This is a genomic window from Solibacillus sp. iso_87 (assembly GCF_056173085.1).
Genome location: NZ_CM149656.1, coordinates 94,196 through 120,000, shown reverse-complemented (window position 1 = coordinate 120,000; position 25,805 = coordinate 94,196). Strand labels below are relative to the sequence as shown.

At 42.2% G+C, this 25,805-nt stretch carries 20 protein-coding genes, 2 tRNA genes and 3 rRNA genes (1 of these 25 cut by a window edge); 3 read left to right on the top strand and 22 right to left on the bottom strand.

The features are described 5' to 3' along the window. The 20 genes from rrf to AC0VXV_RS00470 all read right to left on the bottom strand — a co-directional run. Window positions 1-58, bottom strand: a 5S ribosomal RNA gene (gene rrf / locus AC0VXV_RS00565); it reaches 58 nt to the left of the window's first position. A 119-nt stretch (window positions 59-177) separates the two neighbouring features. After that, a 23S ribosomal RNA gene (locus AC0VXV_RS00560) occupies window positions 178-3,106 on the bottom strand. Between the two features lie 231 nt (window positions 3,107-3,337). Next, window positions 3,338-4,894, bottom strand: a 16S ribosomal RNA gene (locus AC0VXV_RS00555). Together the 16S, 23S and 5S rRNA genes form the textbook arrangement of a ribosomal RNA operon. Before the next feature lie 565 nt (window positions 4,895-5,459). Further along, window positions 5,460-6,962, bottom strand: coding sequence for a lysine--tRNA ligase (lysS, locus tag AC0VXV_RS00550; protein WP_413080052.1), 1,503 nt, complete (start codon window positions 6,960-6,962; stop codon window positions 5,460-5,462). A 175-nt stretch (window positions 6,963-7,137) separates the two neighbouring features. Then, window positions 7,138-8,148 carry a tRNA dihydrouridine synthase DusB gene (dusB, locus tag AC0VXV_RS00545; protein WP_475529903.1) on the bottom strand — a complete coding sequence of 337 codons (1,011 nt, stop codon included), beginning with the start codon at window positions 8,146-8,148 and terminating at the stop codon, window positions 7,138-7,140. Between the two features lie 21 nt (window positions 8,149-8,169). After that, window positions 8,170-8,373: a helix-turn-helix domain-containing protein gene (locus tag AC0VXV_RS00540; RefSeq protein WP_475529902.1), complete on the bottom strand. Its 204-nt coding sequence runs from the start codon at window positions 8,371-8,373 to the stop codon at window positions 8,170-8,172. After that, window positions 8,325-8,849, bottom strand: coding sequence for a 2-amino-4-hydroxy-6-hydroxymethyldihydropteridine diphosphokinase (gene folK, locus AC0VXV_RS00535; RefSeq protein ID WP_475529901.1), 525 nt, complete (start codon window positions 8,847-8,849; stop codon window positions 8,325-8,327). The genes AC0VXV_RS00540 and folK overlap by 49 nt, the downstream gene beginning before the upstream one ends. Further along, window positions 8,846-9,214, bottom strand: coding sequence for a dihydroneopterin aldolase (gene folB, locus AC0VXV_RS00530; protein WP_475529900.1), 369 nt, complete (start codon window positions 9,212-9,214; stop codon window positions 8,846-8,848). Before folB ends, folK begins: the two co-directional genes overlap by 4 nt. Window positions 9,215-9,224: 10 nt before the next feature. Further along, the gene (gene folP / locus AC0VXV_RS00525) at window positions 9,225-10,085 is read right to left on the bottom strand and encodes a dihydropteroate synthase (RefSeq protein ID WP_475529899.1); all 861 of its coding nucleotides are present in this window, start codon (window positions 10,083-10,085) and stop codon (window positions 9,225-9,227) included. Further along, window positions 10,069-10,932: an aminodeoxychorismate lyase gene (gene pabC / locus AC0VXV_RS00520; RefSeq protein WP_475529898.1), complete on the bottom strand. Its 864-nt coding sequence runs from the start codon at window positions 10,930-10,932 to the stop codon at window positions 10,069-10,071. Before pabC ends, folP begins: the two co-directional genes overlap by 17 nt. A gap of 12 nt (window positions 10,933-10,944) precedes the next feature. Then, window positions 10,945-11,514, bottom strand: coding sequence for an aminodeoxychorismate/anthranilate synthase component II (gene pabA / locus AC0VXV_RS00515; RefSeq protein WP_475529897.1), 570 nt, complete (start codon window positions 11,512-11,514; stop codon window positions 10,945-10,947). Further along, complete coding sequence (locus tag AC0VXV_RS00510) at window positions 11,511-12,920, bottom strand: anthranilate synthase component I family protein (RefSeq protein WP_475529896.1); 1,410 nt, start codon at window positions 12,918-12,920, stop codon at window positions 11,511-11,513. Before AC0VXV_RS00510 ends, pabA begins: the two co-directional genes overlap by 4 nt. A 149-nt stretch (window positions 12,921-13,069) precedes the next feature. After that, window positions 13,070-14,005, bottom strand: coding sequence for a cysteine synthase A (cysK, locus tag AC0VXV_RS00505; protein ID WP_475529895.1), 936 nt, complete (start codon window positions 14,003-14,005; stop codon window positions 13,070-13,072). A 385-nt stretch (window positions 14,006-14,390) separates the two neighbouring features. Then, on the bottom strand, window positions 14,391-15,368 hold the full coding sequence (locus tag AC0VXV_RS00500; protein ID WP_475529894.1) for a peptidyl-prolyl cis-trans isomerase: 978 nt from the start codon (window positions 15,366-15,368) through the stop codon (window positions 14,391-14,393). Beyond that, window positions 15,352-16,233, bottom strand: a complete 882-nt coding sequence (hslO, locus tag AC0VXV_RS00495) for an Hsp33 family molecular chaperone HslO (protein WP_475529893.1) — start codon at window positions 16,231-16,233, stop codon at window positions 15,352-15,354. The genes AC0VXV_RS00500 and hslO overlap by 17 nt, the downstream gene beginning before the upstream one ends. 17 nt (window positions 16,234-16,250) lie before the next feature. Next, on the bottom strand, window positions 16,251-17,018 hold the full coding sequence (locus tag AC0VXV_RS00490) for a type III pantothenate kinase (protein WP_079523115.1): 768 nt from the start codon (window positions 17,016-17,018) through the stop codon (window positions 16,251-16,253). Between the two features lie 251 nt (window positions 17,019-17,269). Then, complete coding sequence (gene ftsH / locus AC0VXV_RS00485) at window positions 17,270-19,306, bottom strand: ATP-dependent zinc metalloprotease FtsH (RefSeq protein WP_475529892.1); 2,037 nt, start codon at window positions 19,304-19,306, stop codon at window positions 17,270-17,272. 185 nt (window positions 19,307-19,491) lie between these two features. Further along, window positions 19,492-20,034: a hypoxanthine phosphoribosyltransferase gene (gene hpt / locus AC0VXV_RS00480; protein WP_251691524.1), complete on the bottom strand. Its 543-nt coding sequence runs from the start codon at window positions 20,032-20,034 to the stop codon at window positions 19,492-19,494. Between the two features lie 32 nt (window positions 20,035-20,066). Next, window positions 20,067-21,473: a tRNA lysidine(34) synthetase TilS gene (gene tilS / locus AC0VXV_RS00475; protein ID WP_475529891.1), complete on the bottom strand. Its 1,407-nt coding sequence runs from the start codon at window positions 21,471-21,473 to the stop codon at window positions 20,067-20,069. A 21-nt stretch (window positions 21,474-21,494) separates the two neighbouring features. After that, window positions 21,495-23,849, bottom strand: coding sequence for a SpoIIE family protein phosphatase (locus AC0VXV_RS00470; protein WP_475529890.1), 2,355 nt, complete (start codon window positions 23,847-23,849; stop codon window positions 21,495-21,497). 255 nt (window positions 23,850-24,104) lie between these two features. Here AC0VXV_RS00470 and AC0VXV_RS00465 point away from each other — a divergent pair. The 3 genes from AC0VXV_RS00465 to AC0VXV_RS00455 all read left to right on the top strand — a co-directional run bounded on the left by AC0VXV_RS00465 (window position 24,105) and on the right by AC0VXV_RS00455 (window position 24,580). After that, window positions 24,105-24,181, top strand: a tRNA-Met gene (locus AC0VXV_RS00465). Window positions 24,182-24,187: 6 nt separating this feature from the next. Then, window positions 24,188-24,259, top strand: a tRNA-Glu gene (locus AC0VXV_RS00460). 132 nt (window positions 24,260-24,391) lie between these two features. Then, window positions 24,392-24,580: a sodium:potassium antiporter gene (locus AC0VXV_RS00455; RefSeq protein WP_475529889.1), complete on the top strand. Its 189-nt coding sequence runs from the start codon at window positions 24,392-24,394 to the stop codon at window positions 24,578-24,580. Window positions 24,581-24,702: 122 nt separating this feature from the next. Here AC0VXV_RS00455 and AC0VXV_RS00450 read toward each other — a convergent pair whose 3' ends face one another. Beyond that, window positions 24,703-25,131, bottom strand: coding sequence for a S1 domain-containing RNA-binding protein (locus AC0VXV_RS00450; RefSeq protein WP_008408265.1), 429 nt, complete (start codon window positions 25,129-25,131; stop codon window positions 24,703-24,705). Window positions 25,132-25,370: 239 nt separating this feature from the next. Beyond that, the gene (locus AC0VXV_RS00445) at window positions 25,371-25,805 is read right to left on the bottom strand and encodes an FtsB family cell division protein (protein WP_475529888.1); all 435 of its coding nucleotides are present in this window, start codon (window positions 25,803-25,805) and stop codon (window positions 25,371-25,373) included.

Here is a 25,805-nt window from a genome sequence, read left to right as displayed (position 1 = left end):
GCTTAACTTCCGTGTTCGGTATGGGAACGGGTGTGACCTCTTTGCCATCATCACTAGACTATTTTCTTTAAAAGACATTATTCATTATATCATACTTTTTCTATTCGTCAAGTACTTTTTAATGAATTTCATTCTTTCAAAACTGGATAAACGTTTCATTGAATTGCGCAATAAAATGTGGTTAAGTCCTCGACCGATTAGTATTCGTCAGCTGCATGCGTCACCGCACTTCCACCTCGAACCTATCTACCTGATCGTCTTTCAGGGGTCTTACTTACTTGCGTAATGGGAAATCTCATCTTGAGGGGGGCTTCATGCTTAGATGCTTTCAGCACTTATCCCGTCCATACATAGCTACCCAGCGATGCCTTTGGCAAGACAACTGGTACACCAGCGGTATGTCCATCCCGGTCCTCTCGTACTAAGGACAGCTCCTCTCAAATTTCCTACGCCCACGACGGATAGGGACCGAACTGTCTCACGACGTTCTGAACCCAGCTCGCGTACCGCTTTAATGGGCGAACAGCCCAACCCTTGGGACCGACTACAGCCCCAGGATGCGATGAGCCGACATCGAGGTGCCAAACCTCCCCGTCGATGTGGACTCTTGGGGGAGATAAGCCTGTTATCCCCGGGGTAGCTTTTATCCGTTGAGCGATGGCCCTTCCATGCGGAACCACCGGATCACTAAGCCCGTCTTTCGACCCTGCTCGACTTGTAGGTCTCGCAGTCAAGCTCCCTTATGCCTTTACACTCTACGAATGATTTCCAACCATTCTGAGGGAACCTTTGGGCGCCTCCGTTACCTTTTAGGAGGCGACCGCCCCAGTCAAACTGTCCGCCTGACACTGTCTCCTACCCCGCTAAGGGGCATGGGTTAGAAGTTCAATACAACCAGGGTAGTATCCCACCGACGCCTCCTTCGAAGCTGGCGCTCCGAGATCTCTGGCTCCTACCTATCCTGTACAAGTTGTACCAAAATTCAATATCAGGCTACAGTAAAGCTCCACGGGGTCTTTCCGTCCTGTCGCGGGTAACCTGCATCTTCACAGGTACTATAATTTCACCGAGTCTCTCGTTGAGACAGTGCCCAGATCGTTACGCCTTTCGTGCGGGTCGGAACTTACCCGACAAGGAATTTCGCTACCTTAGGACCGTTATAGTTACGGCCGCCGTTTACTGGGGCTTCAATTCACAGCTTCGCTTGCGCTAACCGCTCCTCTTAACCTTCCAGCACCGGGCAGGCGTCAGCCCCTATACGTCACCTTACGGTTTTGCAGAGACCTGTGTTTTTGCTAAACAGTCGCCTGGGCCTATTCACTGCGGCTTCTCTAGGCTATGCACCCAAAGAAGCACCCCTTCTCCCGAAGTTACGGGGTCATTTTGCCGAGTTCCTTAACGAGAGTTCTCTCGCACACCTTAGGATTCTCTCCTCGACTACCTGTGTCGGTTTGCGGTACGGGCACCTCTCACCTCGATAGAGGCTTTTCTTGGCAGTGTGAAATCAGGAACTTCGCTCATACGAGCTCGTCATCACAGCTCAACGTTAAAGTATGCGGATTTGCCTACATACACGCCTTACTGCTTGAACACGCGCAACCAACGGCGTGCTTACCCTATCCTACTGCGTCCCCCCATTTCTCAAACGGTGAGGAGGTGGTACAGGAATATCAACCTGTTGTCCATCGCCTACGCCTATCGGCCTCGGCTTAGGTCCCGACTAACCCTGAGCGGACGAGCCTTCCTCAGGAAACCTTAGTCATACGGTGCATGGGATTCTCACCCATGTTTCGCTACTCATACCGGCATTCTCACTTCTAACCGCTCCACCAGTCCTTCCGGTCTGACTTCAACGCTGTTAAAACGCTCTCCTACCACGCATACTCAAAGTATGCATCCACAGCTTCGGTGAATCGTTTAGCCCCGATACATTTTCGGCGCAGCGTCACTCGACCAGTGAGCTATTACGCACTCTTTAAATGATGGCTGCTTCTAAGCCAACATCCTGGTTGTCTAAGCAACGCCACATCCTTTTCCACTTAACGATTACTTGGGGACCTTAGCTGGTGGTCTGGGCTGTTTCCCTCTTGACTACGGATCTTATCACTCGCAGTCTGACTCCCGTGTATAAATATCCGGCATTCGGAGTTTGTCTGAATTCGGTAAAGCGAGATGCCCCCCTAGTCCAAACAGTGCTCTACCTCCGGTATTCTCAATCACGAGGCTAGCCCTAAAGCTATTTCGGAGAGAACCAGCTATCTCCAGGTTCGATTGGAATTTCTCCGCTACCCACACCTCATCCCCGCACTTTTCAACGTGCGTGGGTTCGGGCCTCCAGTGAGTGTTACCTCACCTTCACCCTGGACATGGGTAGATCACCTGGTTTCGGGTCTACGACCACGTACTAATTCGCCCTATTCAGACTCGCTTTCGCTGCGGCTCCGTCTTCTCAACTTAACCTCGCACGTAATCGTAACTCGCCGGTTCATTCTACAAAAGGCACGCTATCACCCATTAACGGGCTCTAACTACTTGTAGGCACACGGTTTCAGGATCTATTTCACTCCCCTTCCGGGGTGCTTTTCACCTTTCCCTCACGGTACTGGTTCACTATCGGTCACTAGGTAGTATTTAGCCTTGGGAGATGGTCCTCCCGGATTCCGACGGAATTTCACGTGTTCCGCCGTACTCAGGATCCACTCTGGAGGGAATGAACTTTTGACTACAGGGCTTTTACCTCGTTTCGCGGACCTTTCCAAGTCGCTTCGTCTAGTTCATTCTTTTGTAACTCCGTATAGAGTGTCCTACAACCCCAAAGAGCAAGCTCTTTGGTTTGGGCTCTTCCCGTTTCGCTCGCCGCTACTCAGGGAATCGAATTTTCTTTCTGTTCCTGCAGGTACTTAGATGTTTCAGTTCCCTGCGTCTGTCTTCAACACGCTATGAATTCACGTGAAGATACTATCCGATTAAAGATAGTGGGTTCCCCCATTCGGAAATCCCCGGATCAAAGCTTACTTACAGCTCCCCGAGGCATATCGGTGTTAGTGCCGTCCTTCATCGACTCCTAGTGCCAAGGCATCCACCGTGCGCCCTTATTAACTTAACCAAAAGTTAACACTTGGATATAATCCAAGATTTAAGTTTACACGTCAATTGCTTGACTTGTTTAAAAATCTATAAAATAGAAATTTGATTTATTGCTTTCAATGTCGTTTTATCCAGTTTTCAAAGAACGAGTGTTTTGAAGTGTTCCATTCATTTAAGAATGAACCTTCAAAACTGAACAGCAACCGTTAATGTTTCATTCCCCAAGGGAATGATTCCGAAAAATCCTTAGAAAGGAGGTGATCCAGCCGCACCTTCCGATACGGCTACCTTGTTACGACTTCACCCCAATCATCTATCCCACCTTCGGCGGCTGGCTCCAAAAGGTTACCTCACCGACTTCGGGTGTTACAAACTCTCGTGGTGTGACGGGCGGTGTGTACAAGGCCCGGGAACGTATTCACCGCGGCATGCTGATCCGCGATTACTAGCGATTCCGGCTTCATGTAGGCGAGTTGCAGCCTACAATCCGAACTGAGAACGGTTTTATCGGATTAGCTCCCCCTCGCGGGTTGGCAACCGTTTGTACCGTCCATTGTAGCACGTGTGTAGCCCAGGTCATAAGGGGCATGATGATTTGACGTCATCCCCACCTTCCTCCGGTTTATCACCGGCAGTCTCCTTAGAGTGCCCAACTGAATGATGGCAACTAAGAATAAGGGTTGCGCTCGTTGCGGGACTTAACCCAACATCTCACGACACGAGCTGACGACAACCATGCACCACCTGTCACCGTTGCCCCCGAAGGGGAAACTATGTCTCCATAGTGGTCACCGGGATGTCAAGACCTGGTAAGGTTCTTCGCGTTGCTTCGAATTAAACCACATGCTCCACCGCTTGTGCGGGCCCCCGTCAATTCCTTTGAGTTTCAGTCTTGCGACCGTACTCCCCAGGCGGAGTGCTTAATGCGTTAGCTGCAGCACTGAGGGGCGGAAACCCCCCAACACTTAGCACTCATCGTTTACGGCGTGGACTACCAGGGTATCTAATCCTGTTTGCTCCCCACGCTTTCGCGCCTCAGTGTCAGTTACAGACCAGACAGTCGCCTTCGCCACTGGTGTTCCTCCAAATCTCTACGCATTTCACCGCTACACTTGGAATTCCACTATCCTCTTCTGCACTCAAGTTCCCCAGTTTCCAATGACCCTCCCCGGTTGAGCCGGGGGCTTTCACATCAGACTTAAGGAACCACCTGCGCGCGCTTTACGCCCAATAATTCCGGACAACGCTTGCCACCTACGTATTACCGCGGCTGCTGGCACGTAGTTAGCCGTGGCTTTCTAACAAGGTACCGTCAAGGTAGCGCCAGTTACTACGCTACTTGTTCTTCCCTTGCAACAGAGTTTTACGAACCGAAATCCTTCTTCACTCACGCGGCGTTGCTCCATCAGACTTTCGTCCATTGTGGAAGATTCCCTACTGCTGCCTCCCGTAGGAGTCTGGGCCGTGTCTCAGTCCCAGTGTGGCCGATCACCCTCTCAGGTCGGCTACGCATCGTTGCCTTGGTGAGCCGTTACCTCACCAACTAGCTAATGCGCCGCGGGTCCATCTTATAGTGACAGCGAGATGCCGTCTTTCAACTTTCAAACATGTGTTAAAAAGTATTATTCGGTATTAGCCCCGGTTTCCCGGAGTTATCCCAATCTATAAGGTAGGTTACCCACGTGTTACTCACCCGTCCGCCGCTAAAATTTTAAAGGTGCAAGCACCAATAAAATTTCCGCTCGACTTGCATGTATTAGGCACGCCGCCAGCGTTCGTCCTGAGCCAGGATCAAACTCTCCATAAAAGTAGTTTGAAAGCTCATTTGCTTTGCTAGCGATCCAACTTCGTTAGAAGTTGAAATCTATTGTTTGCTTCATTTAAGAAGCTTGTTTCATTAACGTTGCTTGTTCAGTTTTCAAGGTTCATTGCGTTGTCGTTGTGACAACTTTTATATCTTACCATTTATGCGATGTGAATGTCAACAACTTTTTTCAAAAAGTTTTAACTCATATTTCACTGTAAATTCGGTAACTCTTATACTTTACCACTCTAAAGTCGAAAAGTAAAGAACTTTGTAATTTATTGCGTCACGTTTTAGCGACAAGAAATAATATACCACCCCTACAACTATATTGCAATAGTTATTTCAAAAAATATTATACTTTTTATTAAACTATATTGCTTCTCTTGATTCCTTTCCAATACATATAGAAAGGAAGGCCTAATAGCTCCCTTATCTCTTTCTATCCTTCTATAACCCTAACCCCCAACACACTCTCACCGCTCACCACAAACAAGTCAATACACCCTTCTTTCTATAATAAAGAAAAGAGCCCTGCGAATAACGCAGGGCTCTTTTTAAACTAAACTTATTTCGTTGTATGGCGCATTGTCGGGAATAATAAAACATCACGAATTGATGGTGAGTTCGTTAATAACATTACTAAACGGTCGATACCGATACCTAAACCACCAGTTGGCGGCATACCGTATTCTAATGCTTCGATGAAATCATTATCCATTTCATGTGCTTCGTCATTTCCTGCTTCTTTTTCGGCCATTTGAGCTTCGAAACGCTCACGTTGATCAATTGGATCATTTAATTCTGTGAAGGCATTTGCATGCTCACGGCGAACGATAAATAGCTCAAAACGGTCCGTGAAGCGTGGGTCTTCAGGATTTTTCTTCGCTAATGGAGAAATTTCCACTGGGTGACCTGTTACGAAAGTAGGTTGTACTAATGTTTCTTCTACTTTTTGCTCAAAGAATTCATTGATGATGTGACCTACTTCGTGTGCATCTTTAATTTCCACACCGTGTTCAGCAGCATGTTTGCGTGCTTCTTCTACAGTCATCGGTGCCCAGAAGTCTACACCTGTTGCTTCTTTAACTGCATCTACCATATGCACACGTTTCCAGCCAACACCTAATTCAATTGTATCTTCACCGTATTGTACAGATGTCGTACCAAGAACGTCTTGTGCTACATGTGCAATAAGGTTTTCTGTTAAATCCATAATATCGTTATAGTCTGCATACGCTTCATATAATTCAATCATTGTAAATTCCGGATTGTGACGAGTTGAAATACCTTCGTTACGGAATACACGGCCGATTTCATACACTTTTTCCAAGCCGCCAACGATTAAACGTTTTAAATGCAGCTCGATAGCGATACGCATATATAATTCCATATCCAATGCATTGTGGTGTGTAATGAACGGACGAGCCGCCGCACCACCTGCAATTGTATGCAACATTGGTGTTTCAACTTCCAAATAACCATTGTTATCTAAATAGTTGCGGATTGCACGGATGATTTTTGAACGTTGGATGAATGTTGTTTTTGATTCATCGTTTGTCATTAAGTCTACATAGCGTTGACGGTAGCGTTGTTCTACATCTGTCAGGCCGTGGAATTTATCAGGTAACGGACGTAACGCTTTTGTTAGGAAAGTGAACTCTGTCGCTTTAACAGATAGCTCTCCAACTTGCGTACGGAATACGTTTCCTTTTACCCCTACGATATCCCCAAGATCTGCTTTGTTGAATAATTCATATGCTTCTTCACCGATTGCATCTTTACGTACATAAATTTGGATTTGGCCTGCTAAGTCCTGGATATGCGCAAAACCTGCTTTACCTTTACCGCGCTTTGTCATAATACGTCCAGCGATTACAACTTGACGTGGATTTTCTTCTAATTGTTCTTTATCAAATTGCTCATTTTCTGCAATAACTTCGTTCGATAAATGTGTGCGTTCAAAACGGCTGCCGAATGGGTCCATACCGTTTTCGCGAATATCTGTCATCTTCTGGCGTCTCACCAAAAGTTGGTCGTTTAATTCTTCGATATTTGACACGTATTTCACTCCTTAATGTTTTTGCGCTCCAAAACGGCACAATAGTCCATAATATTTCCATTGTACAGCATTTCTTTTAGCGATTCACCTGTTTCGAATTAATTTTAAATATCAGATAATTCTGTTAAGCGCTTTTTCTTTACATAACAAAAAGGCATCATCAGCTGATGCCTTTCACTACTGTTTATACAATAACCGCTTCTTCTTCGTATTCATCTGCAACACTGTTTAAAAGTATACGTAAATCTTGCTCAGTCTCTGTTAAATTGATGGCATTACGAATTTTCCCGTTTCCGCGAATTCCTTTTAAATACCATGATGCATGTTTACGCATTTCTCTTACCGCTACTTTTTCACCTTTAAGTGCTTTTAGACGTTCAAAATGAAGTAAACAAACATCCATCTTTTCACGAATAGAAGGCTCTGGAATTTGAATACCTGATTCCAAGTATTTCACCGTTTGATAGATCATCCACGGATTCCCTAAAGCAGCACGACCAATCATAACCGCGTCTGCATTCGTATGTTCCAGAATGCGCTTTGCATCTTCCGGTGTTTCCACATCCCCATTTGCGATAAACGGGATGCTAATATTTTTCTTCACTTCAGCTAAGACATCCCAGTTTGCCTTACCTTCATACATTTGCACACGTGTTCGGCCATGCATTGCAATAGCGGCAGCACCTGCACGTTCTGCTGCTTGGGCATTTTCTACAGCGAATACACGCTCTTCATCCCAACCGATACGCATTTTTACTGAAACTGGCTTATTGACTGCATCGACAACAGCTGAAACCATTTCGTAAATTTTGTTCGGATCAAGAAGCCACTTTGCGCCAGCTTCACATTTAATAATTTTGTTTACAGGACACCCCATATTGATATCGATAATGTCCGCTGTTGTGTGTTTGTCTACAAACTTCGCTGCCTCTACTAAATTTTCTTTGTCTCCTCCGAAAATTTGTAGTGTCATCGGATTTTCGCGCTCATCGATATAAAGCATGTCCAATGTTTTTTTGTTGCGGATATTCAACGCTTTATCACTGATCATTTCGGCATACACTAATCCTGCACCAAACTCTTTTACAGTTAAACGGAAAGCCGAGTTGCAAATTCCAGCCATCGGGGCAAGAACGACACGGTTATCCATAATAATATCGCCTATTTGGAATGGCTTTTGGTCGATGTTTGACACCTTTATGTTCCCTCCACTAGGTTATTCACCTTTTAATTCGTTAATATCTATTTGTAATACATCTGCAATTGTTTGAAGTTGTTCTTCAGAGGCATTTTTCTCGCCTCGTTCAATACGTCCTAAAATTGTTACAGATATACCAATATGTTTTGCAAATTCGGTTTGCTGAATTCGTTTCAGTTTTCGAAAGGCACGAATTCTGCGACCGTATTGATTTCCTTCCACAGATTGACGCCTTCTTTCTCTATATCAAGTGCATGTAACGCTTTTTGCACGCCTACAAGCATATCATAGTTTTGCGTCATAATCTCTTCTAACGGTACAAGCACGAATGCACGCTCATACATACGAGGATGTGGAATCGTTAATTTTTCTGTATCATACTGTTTTCGCCCATACAACAAAATGTCCAAATCGATAATTCGCGGTCCCCAGCGGAATTCACGAACGCGACCAAGATCATTTTCGATTTTTTGGCATTGCGCAAGAAGCTCATAGGCATCAAGCTCCGTTTCAAGAGCAACGGCAATATTTAAAAAATCGGCCTGGTCTGTATAACCAACTGCTGCTGTTTCGTAAATTGAAGAAATCGCTGTTACTGAAATGGCCTCATGTGCAATGAGCAGCTTTACCGCGTCCTGCAAGTTTTGCTCACGCTCACCGATATTCGTACCAATCGATAAATATGCTAACGTCGTCATACGAATTGCCCTCTTGTAATTTCGACTGCGACTTCTTTATAATGTCCCGGAATTGGAGGATCTGGCTTAATAATTTCGACGCGGCACCCAAAAATCTGACCTTCATACTGCGTTAAAATACTTGAAGCAACTTTTTCCGCAACCGCTTCAATTAATTTATACGGTTTACCTTCAATCACTTCTTTACAAATATCATAAACGCCAACATAGCTTACCGTATGATTCAGCTCATCCGTCTCACCCGCCCGCTTCATGTCAACAGCAAGCGAAACATTGGCCCGAAAGCGTTGTCCTAATACGTTCTCTTCCGGTAATACACCGTGATAACCAAAAAACTGCATTTCTTTTAAATGAATATAATCCATTGCAAACTCCTTAATGTCTCGGTGCCAATTCACCTTGTACTTCAAATTTCCCTACAAGCGCATCCATCATTTTCACTGTACGCGCCACTTCCTTTACATCATGAACACGCATCATATGGCAGCCCTTTTGGACACCAAATGCACAAGTAGCGGCTGTCCCTTCCACTCGTTCCTCTACAGGTAATTCTAAAATTGACCCAATCATACGCTTGCGTGATGTCGCAAGCAATACCGGATATCCTAATGCAACAAGCTCATCGAGGCGCTGCATCGTTTCAATACTTTCACTTAGACTTTTCACAAAACCGATGCCAGGATCAAGGAAAATATGCTCGTCACGTACTCCCGCTGCTTTTGCAATCGCAATACTTTCCTGCATATCTGCCATATAATCGGCAAAGTAGTTATCGTACTGATCAGACAGACGGTTATGCATTAAAATAATCGGCACATCCAGTTCTGCTGCAACATTTGCCATTTCCGGATCCGCTTTTGCGCCCCATATATCATTAATTATATGTGCACCTGCTTCAATTGCGGCACGCGCAACATTTGATTTATACGTATCAATTGAAATAATCGCATGTACTTCTTTTAGAAGCGCTCGAATTACCGGTACGACACGTGCAATTTCCTCCTCATCGGAAATTCGAATATAGCCAGGGCGTGTAGATTCTCCGCCGACATCGATAATTTTCGCTCCATCTGCCACCATTTTTTTCGCCTGGGCAACGGCTTTTTCAACCGAATTGAACTTGCCGCCATCAGAAAATGAGTCCGGTGTTACATTTAAAATGCCCATCACGAATGTTTCTTTGCGAAAATCCAGTTCAATTCCATTTAATGTGAGTACTTTATAGTTTTCTAACATGACGGTCTCCTAAACGCGTAATGATTTTTTGTAAATATTGTTGATGCAGCTTTTTATAAAGTCTGCCTTCACTGCCGGCAAACTGTACCTTCCCAATACGGGAAATCGGTACAAGCTCCTGTACAGCTGTTGTAACAAAGCATTCATCCGCCTGTTCCAATTCCCATGCCATAAAGCGGCCTTCTCGGACCGGGATTTGGAGTTCGTCAGCGAGTTGAAGGACTATTTTTCGGGTAATGCCCGGTAAAATACCTAAATTAGTAGAAGGCGTATACAGTATACCATCTTTTATCCAAAAGACGTTTGACGTAATACCTTCTGCAACAACACCGTCCTGATCAGTAAAGAAACCTTCTTGTGTCGCCAAACTCGGCAATTCTAGGCGCGCTCGAACATTATTGCCGTAATGATGACTTTTATAGCGAATCTGCTGTTCAGGGGAATTACGCGCTGTTTTCAGCCAGACCGCTTCTTTTTCTGTACCGCGCACCATATTCGGCAGTTCTTTACGAAACAGAATAACGGTTGGTTCGTTATATTCTGACGGAGCAAGTCCAATCGGATGCACACCAGCCGATACATTTAAACGGAAATACCCTTCTTTGCCATCCTGTGCATTGAGCTTTTCAATGACCTCTTCTATGTTCTTTAGCGGATATGGAAAATGAATACGGTATTCTTTTAGCGCTTCCAGCAGGCGGCTGAAATGTTCATGCAAATAGACAGCCTTCCCCTCATACGTCCGAAACGTTTCAAAAAAACCGAGTCCATATAAAAAGCCGTGATCAAACGGGGAAATTTTCAAATCCTGTTCATCGATATACTGGCCATTCATCCAACAAAGCATTGTCCATTCCTCCTAACAATACGTCTCAATAAATGTTCGTAACAGCTGCTTGCCGTCTTCAGTCATAATCGATTCCGGATGATATTGAACCCCTTCAATCGGATACTGTTTATGACGCAGACCCATAATTTCGCCTTCCTCTGTCCAAGCCGTCACTTCCAGACATTCCGGTAATGTTGTAGGTTCTACGATCAGCGAATGATAACGCGTTGCTAAAAACGGGTTAGCATTCTTTTTATGCAGACCAATCCCATTATGAAGAACAGGTGAAGTTTTCCCGTGCATCAATCTCTCTGCACGCACAACATCGCCGCCAAACACTTGTGCAATTGCCTGATGACCTAAGCACACACCTAGAATCGGAAGCTTATCTGCGAAATGCTCGATAATACGAAGACTTTCCCCCGCATCATTTGGTGTACAAGGCCCTGGTGAAATAACAAGCATCATCGGACGGAGCTTTTCGATTTCTTCTACCGTAATTTCGTCATTGCGCTTTACGACCAGCTCATGGCCGAACTCACCGAAGTATTGCACTAAGTTATATGTAAACGAATCATAGTTATCAATCATTAAAATCATTTGCTCACCTCTTCTGCCATCGCTTTTGCCTGCCACATTGCTTTCGCTTTATTCATTGACTCAACATACTCGTTTTCCGGAATCGAATCGATGACTATTCCGGCACCCGCCTGAATGTACGCAATGCCATCTTGAATATACGCTGTACGGATAACAATATTTAATTCCAAGTCGCCTGTATAGCCGATCCAACCGATCGATCCTGTGTATAGACCACGGCGTACCGGCTCAAGTTCTTCAATAATTTCCATCGTACGGATTTTCGGTGCCCCTGTAATCGTTCCACCCGGGAACATTGCCCGAATGACATCCGCATTTGTTTTCCCTTGCGCAATTTCCCCTCGTACATTCGAAACAATATGCATAACATGCGAGTAATGCTCGATGACCATAAACTCATTTACTTCCACCGTTCCGTATTTGCTCACCCGTCCTAAATCATTGCGTTCCAGATCAACTAGCATGACATGTTCTGCGCGTTCTTTTTCATGTTCAATAAGTTCATTGGCCAATGCTAAATCTTGCTCCTCAGATGCGCCGCGCGGACGTGTTCCTGCAATCGGTCTTGTTGAAAGCTCATTCCCTTTACGTTTTACAAGCAACTCCGGTGAGCCACTAACAACCGCAAAATCTTCACTTTCAATATAAGCCATATACGGCGAAGGATTAAACGAACGAACTGCCTCATACATCGCAATCGGTGCAGCCGAAAGCTTTTTTGCCTGACGCACAGACAAGTTCACCTGAAACACATCACCTTGTCCAATATAGTGCTGAATTTTATGTATAGCAGCTTCAAATGCATCCCCGCTGAAAGAAACTTGTAATTCCGCTTCATCCTGCTGCATGTTTTTCGCTGTTTCCTGATTAAAATGACGCTTTTCCAACCCGACTGCCGCATACTGTTGCCAATCCGTTTGCCATGAAAGTAAATCGACTTCACTAGTAACCAGTTTCATCAATGTCACTTCACCTGTTTGGACATTATGTACTGCCCAATGATCAAATAAATAAAAATAAAGATCCGGTACTTCTAAGTCATCTTCCGCCTCATTTGGAAGGAATTCTATCGTGCGCGCATAATCATATGAAATAAATCCAATTGCCCCACCTTGGAAATCAGGAAGCTTCGGGTTCGCTTCAAGCTTGTACTCGGCTATCACTTTTTCCAGCTCCGCGAGTGCTTCACCTGTTTTCAGCTTTGTCTCTCCACTTTTCCAAGTCAGTTCAAGACCTTGAGCCACTGACTTTGCGGTTGCAATAGGCTGCCATGCGGCGATTGAGTATTGCCCTCCACGACCGCTTTCCATAAACGCCCGCTGTTTTTCCGTTGCCGTCTGTTCCTGGAAACTATAATAAAATTCATCTTTTGTCATGTAAAATGTATGTGTTTCTAGTTGTTTCATCTATTTACACCTGCTTTACCTTTTTCTTAATTAAACTCGATAACGCTGTAAAAATCCATTTTTAACTTAGCAGTTTCTAAGAAAAAAAGCCATTTTACGAGAGTGATTCTCGCAAAATGGCTTTTAAAGATCTCTTAGATAAATTTTGATTAGTCTTCAAATTGGTATAAAGGTGTTGATAAGTAGCGCTCTCCGTTTGATGGGATAATCGCTAATACGTTTTTGCCTTTACCTAAACGTTTTGCTGTTTCGATTGCTGCGTAAATCGCTGCCCCTGAAGAAATACCAGCTAAAATACCTTCTTCGCGCGCTACTTTACGTGCATATTCGAATGCCGTTTCGTTTTCAACCGGTAATACAGAATCATATACTTCTGTGTTTAATACGTCCGGAATGAAACCTGCACCAATACCTTGGATTTTATGTGGGCCAGGGTTACCACCTGAAAGAATTGGAGAATCTTTAGGCTCAACAGCGATGATTTCGATTTCAGGGAATTTATTTTTTAATACTTCACCTGCACCAGTAATTGTACCGCCAGTACCTACACCTGCAACAAATGCATCTAATTTTAAGCCATCTTGCTCGAATGCTTCCGCAATTTCAGGACCTGTTGTTAAACGGTGAATTTCCGCGTTTGCTTCGTTTTTGAATTGTTGTGGCAAGAAGTAGCCTTCTGATTTAGATAATTCTTCTGCTTTTGCAATTGCACCTTTCATACCTTCTGGACCTGGTGTTAAAACTAATTCAGCACCATAAGCACGTAAAAGATTACGGCGCTCTAATGACATTGTTTCAGGCATTACTAAAACTGCTTTATAGCCTTTTGCTGCAGCAATCATTGCTAAACCTATACCTGTGTTACCAGAAGTCGGCTCGATGATTGTACCGCCTGGCTTTAATGTGCCGTCTTTTTCTGCTGCTTCAACCATAGCTAAAGCTAAACGGTCTTTTACTGAAGAACCTGGGTTAAAGTATTCAAGTTTTACGTAAACAGTACCTTCATTTTCACTTGTTGCATTGTTTAATTTTACGATTGGTGTGCGACCTACTAAGTCCGCCACTGAATTTGCTAATTTACTCATTTTATCCATTCCTCTCCAAATCCCTACCAATTCAATAGGTTTTACTTAATTTGTATCTTATCAATTTTTAATACTACTTGTCAATTAATTGAAACAAAATTTTTGGGAAATTTCTGACTATTTCGCTTTATAAAAAAAGCAGGGACAGCAAAATTGATTTCCATTCCGGGGACGCTTTCCGGGAGCCAAGACCAACACGATGTTGGTCACAAAAGCGTTGCCACAGGACGTGGCGTTCTTAGCTTTTGTTCCTAGTTTCAGGCTCGCGCTATTCCCCCAGGCGTCGCCCCTCCATTCCAATCAATTTTATTAAGTAGCAGTTTCTCAATAAAAGTTCTTCTTTCACTAAAAACAACTTCTGTCCTTGCCTGTCTAAAATCTTGCGTTAATTTTTGGATTCTCCGTAGACCCATGTTGCATCAAATTCTGCCCAGAAAGCTTCCGGTGTAATGGAGGGCGGCAGCTGTTCTAAAGCGAGCTGGCGTTTTACATGACCTTCTACATCATCAAAGCTGAATGACTGCCCTTCCATGTTCTCTGTAACCTTGACGATTGCATAGCGCCCATCGCTTAATACAAATGGTTTGGAAGTCTCCTTTTCCTTCAGCTTTTCTACTACCGGTAAAATTGCAGAATCGACTGCCGACTGACTTGATGAAATAAAGCCAATATCGCCGCCTAAACTAGCCGAAGCTGTATCCAATGAATGCTCACGTGCCAGAACCGCAAAATCAGAGCCGTCCTTCAGCTCTTTTTCCACCCGTTCCGCGTCCTCTTTTGAATTCACGATAATCATACTTGTTCGGTGTGTAGTTGGAATATTATAAATCGACTTATTGTCTTCATAATATTTTTTCGCCTCGTCCTCTTCCACTACAATATCATTTGTTAGCACTTTATCCAGGATGAGTTGGGCACGCATTTTTTGACGCAGTTGTTCTGGAGATAAGCTATGTAGAGTTGTATCGTTTGAATCTTGTGCCGAACGTAATAAGGCAATTTCTAAATCAATCTCTTCTTCTTTTACTTCGAGTTTATATTTTTTCGCCGCTTTTTCCATAACAGCTTCATTTACTAAACTCTGCAATGTTTCTTTTCCGTATCGGTTTTCCATTTCAGCAAGCCATTGTTGGCGTGTAATTGGATCTCCCTCGACGGCAGCAATTTTTTCGCCGCCGCCATCTTCTTTTTCTGATGATTTTTCATCAGATGGGAGTAACCATAACACAAACCAAAATAGATTTCCGATTAACAATAGCAGCAATAACATTAACGTAGGTTTTGTTTTTAAGCGTCGTTGTGTGTACGGTAAATTATTTTGTGTTGGTTGTGGTGTTTGGTGTAAATTACGATTGGATTTCATTCACAAAGCCTTCAAGTTCAGTTTTATCGAAGTGGTACTTTTCTAAACAGAAGTGACATTGCGCTTCTGCCTGACCATCTTCGTCAATCATTTCCTGAATCTCACCGACACCTAAACTGATAATTGCCGCACCAAAACGCTCTTTTGAACATTGACATTGGAACTGTACAGGCATTGATGAAAGAATTTGAACATTTCCTTCTCCTAATACCGCCTCTAAAATCTGCTCAGGTGAATATCCCTTTTCAATCATTTTTGATACAGGCTCAATTGAAGACAAACGTTTTTCAATTGCTTCGATCGTTTCTTCATCACAGCCTGGCATTAATTGAATGATAAAGCCACCTGCAGCTAAAATTGTATTATCAGGATTTACTAATACACCTAAACCTACTGAAGAAGGTACCTGTTCAGATGAAGCGAAGTAGTATGTGAAGTCTTCAGCGATTTCTCCTGAGACAATCGGTGTTTGACCTGAGAACATATCACGTAAACCTAAGTCTTTAACAACTGTCAGTGCACCCTGAGAACCGACACCTGCACGTACATCCAATTTTCCTTGTTCATTTAATTCAAAGTGAACATGTGGGTTTGTTACGAAGCCGCGCACATCACCTTTAGCATCTGCATCGATAACCATTGGACCGATTGGACCGTCCCCTTCGACTTTTACCGTAATTTTGTCGTCCCCTTTTAACATCGCACCCATCATTACAGATGCTGTCATTGAACGGCCTAGTGCAGCAGATACGACGGGCCATGTATTATGACGACGTTGTGCTTCTCCTACAGTTTCAGTTGTATTTGTTGCAAATGCACGAACTTGTCCGTCATATGCAATTCCTCTTACTAAGTAGTCTTTCATGTTGAAATTCCTCTTTTCTATTGATTTCTTTTATAAATCGTCGCAAGTCCCTTGAGTGTCAAAAATGGATCGACGACATCAATCATCTGGGTTTCATTAGCGATTAACTTTGCCAGCCCGCCAGTTGCAATTACGAGGGGCTCTTCTTTACTTTGAGCCTTCATACGACTGACGATGCCTTCTACTTGTCCTAAAAAACCGTAAAAAACACCTGCTTGCATAGCAGCTACCGTATTTTTTGCCACAACTTGTGATGTATGGGCAATTTCTATGCGAGGTAGTTTGGCAGCACGTGTATAGAGCGCCTCTGTTGAAATGGCAATACCGGGTGCAATGGCGCCCCCAACATAATCGCCGCGCTCATTAATAAAGCAATACGTAATCGCTGTACCAAAATCGATAATAATTAGTGGTCTGCCGCTATATTGCTGTAATGCGGCAACCGCATTCACGATACGGTCTGAACCAACTTCACGCGGATTTTCATACTTTATATTCAAGCCTGTTTTTACACCGGGCCCTACAATTAAAGGCTGGATATTAAAATATTTTTTACACATTAATTCAAGTGCAAACATGATAGGTGGCACAACTGAGGATATAATAATCCCTTTTACTTGTTCAAATGAAATGCCTTCGTGAGCAAAAAACGCCTTAAATTGCATCGCATATTCATCTTCAGTTTTTCGTATGTTTGTTTCTGTCCGCCAATGATGGATAAGTTTATCCTGATGATAAATTCCTAAAATGATATTGGAGTTACCTGCATTCATTACTAAAATCACAAGTGGCACCTACTTTTCCTGTTCTGAAAAAAATCATACCATATTTGGCCATCTACTATACAGTATTCAGTATTTTTAGCCGGCAATCCTTCCCTTTCAACAACATCCGTTGATTTGTCAAGCGGACAGACGCTTTCCTACTAGACTCTGCGCCCTCCATTTTAATCATCTCCCGTTATGTCAAAAGGCAACATATTAAGAAGAAAAAACTGACTATCTCCTTTTCCCAGGAAATAGTCAGTTTCGTTGTATTATTTTGGACGGTCTTCATCGATGCCTTGCGGGCGATCATCTGAAACGTCTTTCGGTAAATCTTCAACTGTTGGTGATTTCTTTTCACCTTGAACTTCTTCATTGATCGAAACATTACCAGCAGTTTCAATTGTTGGTGTTGCTTCTTTTTGTTCTTTTGGAAGCTCTGATTCTACTACCGCCTCTTCAGGAGGTAATATTCCGTGGTCGCGTAAATGTTCGATTTGCTGAGCATTTAACGTTTCTTTTTCAATTAACGTATTTGCGACTAAATCTAGTAAATCACGACGCTCTGTTAAAATACGTTTCGTACGAGCATATTGCTCATCAACGATACGCTGAACTTCTTTATCAATTTCATATGCTACTGTATCAGAATAGTTTTGGTCTGAACCGAAATCACGACCTAAGAATGGGTTGCCGCCTTGGTTTGAACCGTATTGAACTGCCCCAAGACTATTGCTCATTCCGTATTCTGTTACCATTGCACGTGCAATGCTCGTTACTTTCTGGAAGTCATTATGTGCACCTGTTGATACTTCGCCAAGTACAATTTCCTCCGCAACACGTCCGCCAAGTAATCCGGCAATACGGTCAAGTAACTCTTGCTTTGTTGTGAAGAAGCGCTCTTCTTTCGGTAACATGATGGCATAACCACCAGCTTGACCACGTGGGACAATCGTTACTTTATGAACAGTGTCTGCTTCATCCAATTCAAGACCGACAACTACGTGACCAGCTTCATGGAATGCAACAAGCTTTTTCTCTTTTGGAGAGTATACACGGCTTGCTTTTGCAGGACCGGCAATTACGCGGTCAGAAGCTTCATCAATATCAGCCATGTTAATTGTTTTTTTGTTTTTACGGGCTGCTACAAGCGCTGCTTCGTTTAACAGGTTTTCTAAATCTGCACCTGAGAATCCTGGTGTACGTTGTGCAACAGCAGCCAAATCAACTGTATCTGATAACGGCTTATTGCGTGCATGTACTTTAAGGATTGCTTCACGGCCTTTTACGTCTGGGTGACCAACTGTAATTTGACGGTCAAAACGACCAGGACGTAATAATGCTTTATCTAGAATATCCGGGCGGTTTGTTGCAGCGATGATAATAATACCTTCGTTTGCACCGAAACCATCCATTTCAACTAGTAATTGGTTTAATGTTTGTTCACGCTCATCGTGTCCACCACCAAGACCTGCACCACGTTGACGACCTACTGCATCAATCTCATCGATGAAAATGATACATGGGGCATTTTTCTTAGCGTTTTCAAATAAGTCACGAACACGAGATGCACCGACACCGACGAACATCTCTACGAAATCAGAACCTGAAATCGAGAAGAATGGTACGCCCGCTTCACCGGCAACAGCACGTGCAAGTAATGTTTTACCTGTACCTGGAGGACCTACTAATAGAATCCCTTTTGGAATACGTGCACCGATATCAGTGAATTTACGGTGATCTTTTAAGAAATCTACTACTTCAACTAGTTCTTGTTTCTCTTCGTCAGCACCTGCCACGTCATTGAAACGAACTTTTTTCTTCGTGTCATCAAATAGTTTTGCTTTTGACTTCCCGAAGTTCATCACCTTATTACCGCCACCTTGCGATTGGCTTAGTAAGAAGAAGAATAAAATAATAATGATGACAAATGGAATGATGCTCGTAAGGAATGTTACGAACCCACTTGTTTGCGGTTGTTCTAAAATTTCCACTCCTGGATATTCGCCGTTTGCAACTTGTTCTTCAATTTGCAGAATGCGGTCTACAGAAGTTTGGTCATTTTGTAAAACGTTTACTGTGAAAGTTTCGCCTTCTTCAGCGCCTCTCATCTGACCTACAATTTTATACACGCCTCTTTCAGGCTGTATATCCATAGAAGCAATCTCATTGCTCTCTAAAGCCTCAAAAAACGCATAGTAATCAAGGTTTTCAGTTGTCTTTTTTCCACCATTAAATGTTCCAAAAATCCCGATAATCACGAGAAATATTAGTAAATAAAATATGGTGTATCGAAATATTCGATTCATCCCCAGCCTCCTCACAACGTTACAGAAAAACTATAAGTAAAATCTTAACATACGTTGAAATTTTCATACAATAAAAAGCACCGCACATTTTAAACGTTAAAACGAATTATGACAAAATGCGCTCATTTACTACTTATGTCTGGATGCTTGCCTCAAAATTGAAGGTTTGTACAATCTAGAAAATATTAAAATGAGTATACTTCACGTTTTAAAATTCCAATGTAAGGTAAGTTACGATATTTCTCTGCATAATCTAAACCGTAGCCTACAACAAAACCGTCCGGAACTTCGAAGCCAACAACGTCTGCATTCAATTCCACTTTACGACCAGATGGCTTATCCAGTAACGTTACGATTTTAATCGATTTTGCTTTACGGTATTTAAATAAATCTACTAAATAGCTTAACGTTAAACCACTGTCGATAATGTCTTCAATAATAATGACATCGCGACCTTCCACACTTGTATTTAAGTCTTTAAGAATTTTTACTTCCCCGGATGAAACAGTTGCATTCCCATATGAAGTAACATCCATAAAGTCCAGCTCTACATAAGAATCGAAACGTTTCATCAGATCCGTCATAAATGGCATTGCACCTTTTAGCACCCCGACAGCTAATGGGAACATGTCTTTGTATTCCTCTGTCAGTTGAGCGCCAAGCTCTTTAATACGTTCCTGGATTTGTTCTTCTGTAATCATAATTTTTTCGATGTCATTTTGAATCATGAGTAGATTCCTCCTTTTATTGTTCAAACTTTCTAAAGACGTTCATTGCTATCGACAAGAAGCACCATTTCATGCACTGCCGACTTTACATTAGAAAATTTATTGTTAACGCGTACAGCTACTATCGCTAAAAGGTCATCATTAGCATCGACTAACAATGGCCAGCTAGCTCTTTTTGTTAAAGGAATCTTGTCATCAATAAAAATGCGAGATACTTTTTTCTGATGCTGCATACCTTGTAGCAAAATACGATCCCCTTGTTTGGGAGCCCTTACGAATAAGGGAAACGATACAGTTGATGCGGTGAAAAAGTGATGCGGATACTTTTGCAGTAAATCCTCATCACATTGTGCAAGTTCCCCAATATATATGCGCATCGTTCCAAGCACACACCACTCATTCAAAGCAATTTGTTGATTTGATGTCGGCAAGTCCTGCTGCTTGTATTCAAATACAACTTCATCGTATTGTTGACGCGCAATAAAATTCTCCGGTAAATCAAGTGTACGACTTCCTTCCGACGTTGAGAATAACGTCAAAATCGCCGTACAAAGTGCGTAGCTTTGAATCGTATTTGAATCGTTATAAAGATAACTTAATAGTATTAAAACGAGCCTTCTTTGTAAAGCAAGTGGCTCTTTTTGTAGTTCCGATACCTTCACTTTATAACAATCTTTGTCGACTTTCAGAAAAAGCTTCGAAAAACGCTCTTCTGCAAGCTCCATTAAATACGAATCATCATCTAAAAGCTGTTGTGCAATGTGGACTGCGTGCCGGGAAACAAGGGGGTTTTCTTCCTTCAAGACTGGGACGACATTGTGACGGAAACGATTGCGGGTATAATCATTCTTTGCATTGCTTGGATCTTCACGGTATAAATGACCTTTACTATGTAAATATTCCCCAATTTCGTCTTTTGTAACCATCAAAAAAGGACGAATTACGGTAAATTGTTGAAATTTACGTGACGGTAAAATACCTTTTAATCCGTTTAGTGAATTCGCTTTCGTCAAGGCCATTAACATTGATTCGAGCTGATCGTCCGCATGATGTGCAGTTACTAATTTTGAAAACTTATGTGTATGCATGACGGTTTCAAAGAATTGATAGCGTTCCTTCCGGCAAATAGCCTGAATGTTTCCGCCTTCTTTTTTGTGGATTTCCGCAATGGGAATCGCACAGCTATAGAAAGGAATCGCCCAGTCATTACATGCTTGCTCAACAAATTGACGGTCTTGATCTGATTGTTCGCCGCGCAGCATATGGTCAACATGCGCCACGGAGATCTCAATTTTAAAATAGTGCCGGAAATGGTAAAAAAAAGAAAGAAGCGCCATTGAATCAACGCCTCCTGAACAAGCAATTAATAGTTTATCTCCGCTTTTAATAAGCTGCTGCTCTTTTATATACGCTAATACTTGATGTTCTAAAGTGTGCATTTACTCACCTCATAATACATTTCAATGTGTGATTGCTGGTCTGAATACTTGCCACGGTTTTATTACATGCTGCAAACGGAATAGCATGACGGTGCAATCGTCTGCAATCGGGTATCTTTGTTTGAATTGCGTCATAACATCGAATAGTACAACCTGGATGGAAGCTCCATTATCCAGCCCTTGACGAATCAGCCTGATAAATAATTGCTCCTGTGCATCCCATTGAGCAGATGGTGAAAATAACCCGTCAGAAATCATTAAAATAACATCCTCTGACAATAGTTGCGTCATTTCCGTATCAATTGCGAAATTAGGTAAAAAACCGATAGGGGCACTTGTACTTTCTATTTTGAATAAATCATTCCCTCTTAACACATATGTCGTCATGCCTCCCGCTTTCCAACACCATAAATGTCCGAACTGTAAATCGACAAGCGCAAAATCCATTGTTGCATACATGTCCGAATCGTTTTTCAGCGACATAACATAATGCATTGTGTGCATCGCTGTTTCAGGATCCATGTTGTACGTAAGGCAATCCTGCATCATTTGTATTAAGCGTTCACTTTCACGATTCGCTCGAACATTTGTCCCCATTCCATCCGACAGCATAATCGCCATAAGTCCCGGATGAATCGGAAATACACGGTAAGAATCACCGGAAATTGCATGGTTTGCATGGGAATACGTATATATATCATACTCCAACTGATAACGAATTGCTGAAGTAAACTTAATTTGACGGTAAAAAATAGGCGAGTGCTGCTCGTAAATCTGTTCACCTTTCAATGGTTCATGCAAAAACTCAAACAGTTGCTGCTCTAGTTGCTGGATAACGACATGTGCATCACGATGATCTGCGACATAACAAACGAACTCTCGATTCCCTATTTCATTTTTTATCCACTGAATATGCAAACAGTGAATATCATGTTCTTTTAAGAATTGCTGCATCTCTCCATCCATTTCCGATGTGCCGATTTCTAATCGCTGGCTGTTTAACAGTTTTTCAAAGTGGCTGCTTAAATCACGAAGCTGTAAGGCTATCATTTTTTTGCCATGATAGAACTGTCTTTCCATATGCTCTTTGTGTAAAGCAGACTCTAGTTCTTCCAGCAATTTAGAAGATTTAATGCATTTTCCCTTCAGCTGCTCTTCTACCCGAATCCAGCTGACCGGTTTCGTACTTCTTTTCGCTAATCGCCACGAATCGATAATTCCTTCCATCTCCCCTTTTCTCCCCCAGCATTCTTCATATTTGAAACAGCTGGAGCAAATTAGAAACGGTTCTGCAGTTGTCTTACTTTTGGTCTTATTTTGTGTGAAATGATCAAACACAAGCTCCTTCATAAAAGATACAAACTGCTGAAACTGCTTAAGCTGTACTTCCACCACTTCATTGCGATTCACTTGAATGATGCTGACTGTGGTTTGTTTATAGTACATTTTGCAATACTCAAGTATATTTTTCGGCAAAAGAAGGAAAATTATGGAACCTGTAAGCATTGACATAAAATAAACACTATCGATAGGTAATGTCGCATCATAAAAGAAGAAAAAGATACTTGGCAGAAAGCTAAAGAGCGCAACGACATAACGTCCCTGATTTTGTACAAAAGCAGCGACCAGCCCCGTACAAGCATATAAAATCATCATTCCTGTGAAAGATAAGTTTGCTAAGCCGATAAAAAAGCCAAGAGATAATGAAAAGATGACCGTAGCTCCAACCGTAGAGGCATAGGCTACAAGGCAAATGAGGAAGTGAAGAACGATCAGCGCCATTGAAAAGTAAAAAAGAGTCAAGTTTTCCATGCCGATCAGCATACCGGCTAATACGACAATAATTGCCGTTATTTTTTCTCTTGTCCACTCGATATTTCCATTTTCTTTACTCGGCAATGTCAAAATACGCATAAAAAACAAAATCGAAACAGCAAAAAAGCATTCATATACGATATAAAATAATGTCATGACAGATGGCATACCGCTATGAAGCATCATCTGCCATGCTAGTTGAATAGCAATAATCGTGCTGGCTAGTAAAAAGTAAGGAGATATTTTTATAAACTTAAACCGGACGAGACATTCCATGAAGAAAAGCTGCACTAAAACAACAGCTGCTTGTCCAAAGCCAAGAAAGAGCGTTCCGAGTATTCCCCCTAGTAAAGCACTCTTCTGAAATGAGACAAATCTCGTTCGAATAACAAGCCAAAAAGGTAAAAACAACGGAGCAACAGCTTCAAAGAAAATTGCCTGAGCAAAACAGAAAGCTGCAAACGCTATAACACTCGCTATTATCATTCTCGATTTTTCTTTATATAAGAATAAGCTTAAGTTTAGTGTTTGAAACTCATTTTGATTATTTAATGTCACCATTTTTACTATCACCTTTTCTTTTTAACGCTATTATATAAAGCTGAAAAAGTGAATTTTGTCTGTTTGTAGGGTTGACATCAAAAAATTGTTCGACGGTTTTCTTACGATAATATGCGCGTTTTTACGCTTTTTTTAGCAGAAATCACAAAAAATAATACGCAGTAATTTTCTGCTTATTATGAGAGGGGAAATATTAAAAAAATAGTGTTGACACTAAATAGACTGCAATGTATTATTAGTTTTGTTGTTAATTTTGGCGGTGTAGCTCAGTTGGCTAGAGCACTCGGTTCATACCCGAAAGGTCGTGGGTTCGACTCCCTCTGCCGCCACCATTTATAGGCCCGTTGGTCAAGTGGTTAAGACACCGCCCTTTCACGGCGGTAACACGGGTTCGAATCCCGTACGGGTCATCTCAAAAGCTGTTTAGGAACTTAGTATTCCTAGGCGGCTTTTATTTTGTCTCTATTCGTATTCTGTAAATTCGTGACACACACTCTCCCTTATACATTATACTTATTAAATAAGAGGAGGCGTTTTTTTTGGTGCAAAACTTTACATATTTAGCTTTTCTTTGCGGTATTAGCATGCTTCTAGTCGTTGGAGGCGTCATATTGACAAACCTGCCGCTCCCATTACAAATAATTATGATTGCAATCGGATTAATTGGAGGCATTTTTTGCTTTGTTACCCTTATCCGTGTTCTCATCAGGCATAATACTGAAAAAGGATGATTTAATTACGGATCCCACACCCTTCTTCACGAAAAAAAGCGATGGATTGTAAGATTTGCACTTACAGTCCATCGCTTTATCATCTATTTGACACTTTTTCTACGTTCAAACAGCCAGCAAAATTATCCTCTGCGAGCTCCACGGCCACCGCGCTTAGACTCAGTTGCACGCTTTAATGTAGTTAAACGCTCATCGCTGTCTTTTAAGAAACGCGCCATCTTCTGTTCAAAGTTCTCTTTTGGTTGACGATCATTACGATCGTTAGAACGGTTGTTTTCGCGACGAGGACGCTGTGGACGCTCTGGTCGCTCAGCTTGAGGCTTTGCTTTACGAATTGAAAGACCGATCTTTCCATCCGCTTCAACATTCATCACTTTAACTTCGACTTCATCGCCTACTTTAAGATGCTCGTTAATATCTTTTACGTAGTTATCTGCCACTTCACTAATGTGAACTAAACCTGTTTTCCCATCTGGAAGCTCAACGAATGCACCGAAATTTGTGATTCCTGTTACCTTACCTTGTACTTTGCTGCCTACTTCAATTGACATAAAAAAAATGCTCCTCCTTAAATTTTAAGAGACTCTTCGATTGAAAAGCCATTTATCAATTATAATGAAACTTTTGTTCAATAGCTTCTTCTCTAATTATAGCTAACATAAAAAGAGTGTCAACAAGACACTCTACCTAAAGGCAATTAATACCAGAAATTTTATCGCAAAATTACAATACTGACTGGTTTTTTATTAAATTTCAAAGTCACATTTTTCTTTATATAACGTGTTTTACATTATTCTTTGTCATCTTCAGGCTTGTCTTTATTTTCTTTGTCCGATTTATTCGGTATTGTGAAAATAATTTCGCCTTCTTCAGAAAGAAAAAATTCTTTTCTTGCCAGCTTCGCAATATACTCATCATCTTCCAGCTTCGCAATCTGCAAATTTAATAGCTCTTGTCTGTGAAGCGCTTCTTCCAATCGTTCTTCAACCGCGGCTTTCGTTTCTTCCTTTGCGGCGAGGCGATCACTTTGGACCATGTTCGCTTTTACTAATACGGCTATTACTACAGTTGCTAAAATGAAAAATACTGCTAATCTTCTGCGACGACGTACAGCAATTTTTGCTTTAATTTGAGCTTTTGCTTGCGGATTTGAGCGGACATAATCGTTATTCAACGATTGGACATTATGGTTATGTAGCTCTTCTTGCACATTTCTTCTTCCCAT